This window comes from Bacillus sp. P4_D3 (genome assembly GCF_056401855.1).
This window is the reverse complement of record NZ_JBFUIN010000189.1, coordinates 1-5,914: the sequence shown is the minus strand read 5'-3', so window position 1 is coordinate 5,914 and position 5,914 is coordinate 1. Positions and strand designations below refer to the sequence as shown.

Genomic DNA, 5,914 nt, shown 5'->3' with positions numbered 1-5,914 from the left:
GCGTTGTCACAGGGACTCTAGCAACCATTGTTCATAACGTCAAAACCGAAAATATTTCTAACCCTTCCATGACGATTGTTGGTGATGTCGTTTCCTTACGTAACCAAATCGGTTGGAAAGAACATAAACCATTGCACGGCAAGAAAGTTTTATTTGCATCTGCAACAAATAAAGAAAGTTCAATAAAACAAATGTTACAAGAATCCGGTGCAGAAATATATCAAATCCCAACTTTCCAAAAGGAAGAATACACATTAACCTCTGAACAAATCAATGAAATTTTTAGTGTTGATCGCCTTGTATTTTGTTCAGCTGAGAGTGTAGAGATTTTGATGCAATCATGCAGTAAGCACCATAAAGATATTCGTTCCTTACAGGCAGAACTGCAATATATGAACCTTCCTGTTCAAGAAAAGCTTATGCAGTATGGATTGTTAAGTAAACCTGCAGCGTTTTCTTCTAATACAACTATTTATTTAGGCCGAAATATTAATCGAATTGCTTTCATTCAAGAAAAAATTGGTGCAGGCTCCTATATGATGACTCATGAGTATACAATCGATAATCGCTTCGATGAAATTCATTCCCGTATGCTTTCGGAATTCTCATGGGATAGCATTGTATTTGAAGGACGCGCTTCAATTGATACGTTTCTATCAGAAGTAAAGCGTCTTGGATTTATGCATGTTCTTACTCTTCCATTCTCGTATACAGACGTTCCAACTTTACACTATGCGAATAAAGTCGGGTTACATAACATTGATCATCAATTACAAGACATTATTATGAAGAAGGATATGGTGGCAAGATGAAAGGAATTGTATATGTTGGACACGGTAGTCGACTACAAGAAGGCAATGAACAATTCATTCACTTTATTCAATCAGTTATGACAGAGCGTAACGAAAGAATTCAAAAAATAGCTTTTCTTGAACTAACAACACCTACCATTCAAGATGCAGTTACAGAAACAATACTAGAGGGATCAACTGAAATAATGATAGTTCCTGTTTTATTATTTGCAGCAGCTCACTATAAACGTGATATTCCTTTTGAGATAGAGCAAATGCAAAAGAAATATCCACATATAAATTTTTCAGTTGCACCACCTTTTAGTACGCATCCACATATGGTTGAACTTGTAGTTAAAAGAATACGTGAAACAATGCCAATGCAAGACAGTAGAATTATACTCGTCGGTCGAGGTAGTAGTGACCCTCAGCCGATATATGAATTACAACAAATTGGAGCAGCTGCCGGACGAAAACTCGGTATGCCAGTATCTTGTTCCTTTTTAACAAAAGGAACTCCCTCTTTTACTGCTGAGCTCAAAAATATAACACAGGCTGCGTCACATGTATATGTCATGCCGTACCTTCTCTTTACCGGATTATTGCTTCAAAAAATTAAATTACATACAAAAAAGTATGATCACGTTACAACTTGCAACTGCCTTCAGTTTGATACATACATGAAGTTAACATTATTAGAACGAATGGAGGAATGTGTGTATGTATAACCTGTACCCTCTTATGTTTAATCTAAATCAAAAAGTGGTCGTTATCATTGGTGGTGGTAAAATTGCATATCGAAAAGCGTCTGGATTAAAGGATACAGGCGCTTTTGTCACGGTTGTCAGCCCGGAAATTTGCGAGGAAATGAAGGAGCTTCCTTATGTTACATGGAAGCAAAAAACTTTTACTAATGATGATATTAAAGATGCCCATCTTATTTATGCCGCAACAAATCAACATACTGTAAATATGATGGTCAAGCAAGCTGCTCATGATTTCCAATGGGTTAACGTTGTAAGTGATGGTACAGCATCATCATTTCACACACCTGGTGTCATACGAAATGATGAATTTGTTGTCAGTATTTCAACTTCAGGTAAAGATCCATCGTTTACAAAGCGTATGAAACAAGAATTATCATCTGTCCTTCCTAAACTTATAAAAAAGCTTTCTCGTACTCACAAATTGTAATCTATCTCTTGGCTAATATATTAATTACCTTTGGACAAACGTTCTTTGAGAGACGTTTGTTGAATTAGATTTGAGTTCATACATTTATCCCTTTATTTCTTTATCTGTAGGCAAAACAATTGCAGCTATTATATAAATTAACACTGTTATTCTGCTAGTGAAAAAGGCTGACAATGCAGTTACTATTCGAAGGATACTAACATCAATTCCATACTTATCGCTTAAGCCACCTAATACACCTGATACTTGTTTATCTTGAGTGGACTTATATAATTTTTTCATCTAAACACCCCAATCAAATTAAATCTTTGTATACTAAAAATCAGTTCAACCTTTGGAAGAGATTTAACATTGCTTCAACTAACCTGCCCTTTAATTGAATAACATCTGTTATCTATATTTTAACATAAAATCCCATAATTCTTCTGTTTTTCATTTTAAAACCACACTATTTTAGAAAACAAGCTTTTGTTAAGATAGCGATAGTAAATGAAATTATATCGACGTTGCTACAAAAATGACAAATCCTATTACTAAAAGAACCGTCCCATAATACTTTGGGACGGTTCTTTTTTCCTTATTAATGATTCTTTAACATCACTAACATCTTCTCTTGACTATACATCCACACTGTAATGATTAAACAAGCAAGCGCTACTTCTGATAATGCCATAAATCCAATTGCATAATGACCTGTTAGTTGGAATAGTAGTGTTAAAATTAATGGTGGGAAGAACCCTCCTAGTCCACCTAAAGCTGACACAACCCCATTTACAATCCCTGCTTGTTCAGAGAAGTACATTGGAACAAGTTTAAAGATTGTACCATTTCCAATACCTGCACAGAATGCGACTAGTAAGCAACCAAATGTATACACGTTCATACTAGGCATAAATGATAAAATAATACCTGAAAGTGTTAAGCCGATAAATACGAAGATTAATATTTTAAATGGATTAAACTTATCACCGAGCCAGCCACCAATTGGGCGCATCATTGTTGCTAATACGATAAACCCCGCTGTCCGCATACCCGCATCTACTTTCTCTAATCCGAAGTGAGATACTAAAAAGTTTGGTAAATATACTGTGAATGCGACAAATGATCCGAAAGTTAAAAAGTAAAAGATACATAAAAACCAAAGTTTTTCATTTTTATATACACCTTTTATTTGTTCCATTAATGGTGTATTCACCTTTTTCTCCTTACGATCGCCTAATAAAAAGTTCATAAGTGCAAATGCTGCAAGTAAAACTAAATAACACTGTACTGTTGTTCTCCAGCCAACCGAAGTTGCAATGACAGGTGCTAAAAACGAAGTAATTGCTGTTCCGGCGTTACCGACACCATAAATACCATTTACAAAACCGTGACTCTCTTTCGGAAAGTACTTTGGTAAAGAAGTTACCCCTACGGAGAAAACAGCTCCACCGATTCCTACAAATAAGCCACCAATAATTAAATCCATCATAGAATTTGCAACKCTAATATAAAAGACAGGGAATAATAGAAGAATAAAACTAATAAAGAATAATTTTCTTGCTCCGTAACGATTTGTCCAATAACCAATTGGAATGCGAAGAATAGAACCTAAAATAACCGGTACTGCTGTGACCATAGAAATTTGTCCCGCAGTTAATGAAATATCCGCTTTAATATACGGCATTAATGATGATAAAATGACCCATACCATAAAACCAATAACTAGATTAGAAGTTTGTAAACTTAATTGAAAATTAGGACTTTTCATCCTGTTCCCTCCTATGTATGCATAGTTATATTAATTCCCTCCAGTCTAATCACGTACTAACATGATTAGACTGAAAAGAATCAACCACCACTTACTGGCGGAATCATCGCTACAACATCGCCAGTTTGAATGATGTCGTCCTTATTTGCGTATTCTTCATTTATAGCGACCATAATCTGTTTTGAAATTGTTATGTTGTATTCTTTAACAAGAATATCTTTTAGCTCAGCAACAGTAATCTTTTCACAATCTATTTGCAAAGCTGGCTTACTTGCTTCTTCTTGCAAATGTGCAAATGTGCAAATAATAGTACTTCAATCATTTTCTCATCTCCTTTTCAGGCTCACCCTTTGCATATGCTGTTTTCTCTAACTGATCGCCTATCCATAACTCACCATCTTCCCAAAACTCTTTCTTCCAAATTGGAACAATTTGTTTAATTCGTTCCATAATATATTCAYTCGCCTCATAGGCTGCTTTCCGGTGCGGTGTAGCAACAGCAACGACAACAGCCAAATCAGAAATTTGCAATGTACCAATGCGATGCGTAATTGCCACATATGTCCCCGGCCATTTCTCTTCTACTTCGGTACCAATTTTCGCAAGCTGCTTTTCCGCCATCGTCTTATAAGCCACATACTCTAAATATAACGTACGACGTCCTTTCGTAAATTCTCTGACAGTACCAATAAAAGTTGTAACTGCACCACACTCACGTCGAATTACTTTACTTGTAACATCTTCAATTGAAATAGGCGTATCAATTACTTCATAATACGTATGTGTCATCTTGCACCTCTTATCTTTGTATAAATCATAATCCGCGAAGAAGCCATCAATCTATTTTTCTATTACTTGTATGATCGAAGTGGTTCTTTCCATGGACACTCACTGCCTACGTTTGATTCTAATAACAGTACCGAAACAGTTATTCCTGCTTCAAATCCTCTCGTTCCTCCCGGTAGGACGATAAATGCATTCGCTTCTGCAAGTGAAGAAATTGCACTAGATTTATCTAAACCAACTGGTGTAACCTGTAATTGGCCATCTACAAGTTCTACCTTCCCTCTTACAAAACGCGTAAACGGATTTGCTTTCGGAAAGTCTTTCTGTAAAATCGCCTCTGCACGATATACGTGCGGATCTTTCCTATGCAAGTATGTTCCAATGACTGGTCGAACATATAATTCACACCCAACATAACAAGCAGAAGGATTACCAGATAGACCAAATAATAGTTTTCCTTCTAACTCAGCTACAGTTGTCACACTTCCTGGTCGCATTGCTATTTTATTAAAAAGTACATTAGCTTGTAATCTCTCATAAATAGCAGGTAAATAGTCATAGTCTCCTACCGAAACGCCACCAGTTGTAATTAAAATATCGACTTCTTTTATCGCTTTTTTTACAGTGTTATAACACGTCTCAAAATCGTCAGCGAATTGTCCATAATACTTTACAAATCCGCCCGCTCGTTCAATTTGTGCAGCTATCATATAGGAGTTACTATTTCGAATCTTCCCTGCCTTTAATTGTTCATGTACTTCAAGCAGTTCGCTACCCGTCGTTACAATTCCAATAACCGGCTGTTTTACAACGTGTACGGAACTATAACCAAACGTAGCAAGAAGCGCTGCTACTCCAGGGTTAATAGAAGTCCCTTTTTTCACAAGTATGGCATTTTGTTTTACATCTTCTCCTTTAAAAGAAATGTTATCACCGGCGGCGAAGGAGCGTTTTAATTTCATATAAGTCTTTTCGTTTTCTTCAAACCCTTCCGTTAGCTCTAACATAACAACCGCATTACACCCTTTCGGAATTGCGGCTCCTGTCATAATACGTACAGCTTGAAATGCTTTCACTTCTTCTGTAAAAACAAAACCTGCTCCAATTTCACCAATCACTTCAAACAGAATGGGATTACTACTACTGGCTTCTTTTGTATCTTCTGCTCGAATCGCAAATCCGTCGTATGGAGAGCGATTAAAATGAGGGACATCATGATCTGCAACTACATCTGCTCCAAGAGTTCTTCCGTAGCTGTCTATAAGAGAAACCTCTTCTGTTTCACCTTGACGAGCATATTCCATTACACGTGTAACTGCTTCTGCCACTGGAATTGATATACGTTTTTGTAACATTCCTTTTTCACCTCGTTTTGATAAGGAGACTCTTTCTC

General features: G+C 36.4%; 7 protein-coding genes and 1 pseudogene. 3 read left to right on the top strand and 5 right to left on the bottom strand.

Features of this window, described 5'->3' with window-relative positions; all coding sequences use genetic code 11:
* From AC1DTM_RS16660 to AC1DTM_RS16650, 3 genes and pseudogenes are all read left to right on the top strand, one after another.
* A pseudogene (locus tag AC1DTM_RS16660) lies at positions 1–812 on the top strand (uroporphyrin-III C-methyltransferase); the annotation flags it as partial.
* On the top strand, positions 809–1,519 hold the full coding sequence (locus AC1DTM_RS16655; RefSeq protein WP_016104685.1) for a sirohydrochlorin chelatase: 711 nt from the start codon (positions 809–811) through the stop codon (positions 1,517–1,519). The pseudogene AC1DTM_RS16660 and the gene AC1DTM_RS16655, both read left to right, overlap by 4 nt.
* On the top strand, positions 1,512–1,985 hold the full coding sequence (locus AC1DTM_RS16650; RefSeq protein WP_016104684.1) for a precorrin-2 dehydrogenase: 474 nt from the start codon (positions 1,512–1,514) through the stop codon (positions 1,983–1,985). The genes AC1DTM_RS16655 and AC1DTM_RS16650 overlap by 8 nt, the downstream gene beginning before the upstream one ends.
* A gap of 84 nt (positions 1,986–2,069) precedes the next feature.
* Here the strand turns inward: AC1DTM_RS16650 and AC1DTM_RS16645 are convergent, their stop codons facing one another.
* The 5 genes from AC1DTM_RS16645 to AC1DTM_RS16625 all read right to left on the bottom strand — a co-directional run bounded on the left by AC1DTM_RS16645 (position 2,070) and on the right by AC1DTM_RS16625 (position 5,876).
* Positions 2,070–2,267: a PspC domain-containing protein gene (locus AC1DTM_RS16645; protein ID WP_088099006.1), complete on the bottom strand. Its 198-nt coding sequence runs from the start codon at positions 2,265–2,267 to the stop codon at positions 2,070–2,072.
* Positions 2,268–2,565: 298 nt separating this feature from the next.
* The gene (gene narK / locus AC1DTM_RS16640; protein ID WP_477000512.1) at positions 2,566–3,735 is read right to left on the bottom strand and encodes a nitrate transporter NarK; all 1,170 of its coding nucleotides are present in this window, start codon (positions 3,733–3,735) and stop codon (positions 2,566–2,568) included.
* Positions 3,736–3,815: 80 nt separating this feature from the next.
* Positions 3,816–4,040 carry a molybdopterin converting factor subunit 1 gene (gene moaD / locus AC1DTM_RS16635; RefSeq protein WP_133059486.1) on the bottom strand — a complete coding sequence of 75 codons (225 nt, stop codon included), beginning with the start codon at positions 4,038–4,040 and terminating at the stop codon, positions 3,816–3,818.
* Between the two features lie 13 nt (positions 4,041–4,053).
* Positions 4,054–4,524 carry a molybdenum cofactor biosynthesis protein MoaE gene (locus AC1DTM_RS16630; protein ID WP_477000511.1) on the bottom strand — a complete coding sequence of 157 codons (471 nt, stop codon included), beginning with the start codon at positions 4,522–4,524 and terminating at the stop codon, positions 4,054–4,056.
* A 62-nt stretch (positions 4,525–4,586) separates the two neighbouring features.
* Positions 4,587–5,876: a molybdopterin molybdotransferase MoeA gene (locus tag AC1DTM_RS16625; protein ID WP_088099004.1), complete on the bottom strand. Its 1,290-nt coding sequence runs from the start codon at positions 5,874–5,876 to the stop codon at positions 4,587–4,589.
* Positions 5,877–5,914 lie beyond the last annotated feature (38 nt).

Excerpts from the sequence above, each read along its gene's own strand:
- AC1DTM_RS16655 (WP_016104685.1), top strand. The coding sequence starts at position 809 with ATGAAAGGAATTGTATATGTTGGACACGGTAGTCGACTACAAGAAGGC.
- AC1DTM_RS16650 (WP_016104684.1), top strand. The coding sequence starts at position 1,512 with ATGTATAACCTGTACCCTCTTATGTTTAATCTAAATCAAAAAGTGGTC.
- AC1DTM_RS16645 (WP_088099006.1), bottom strand. The coding sequence starts at position 2,267 with ATGAAAAAATTATATAAGTCCACTCAAGATAAACAAGTATCAGGTGTA.
- AC1DTM_RS16625 (WP_088099004.1), bottom strand. The coding sequence starts at position 5,876 with ATGTTACAAAAACGTATATCAATTCCAGTGGCAGAAGCAGTTACACGT.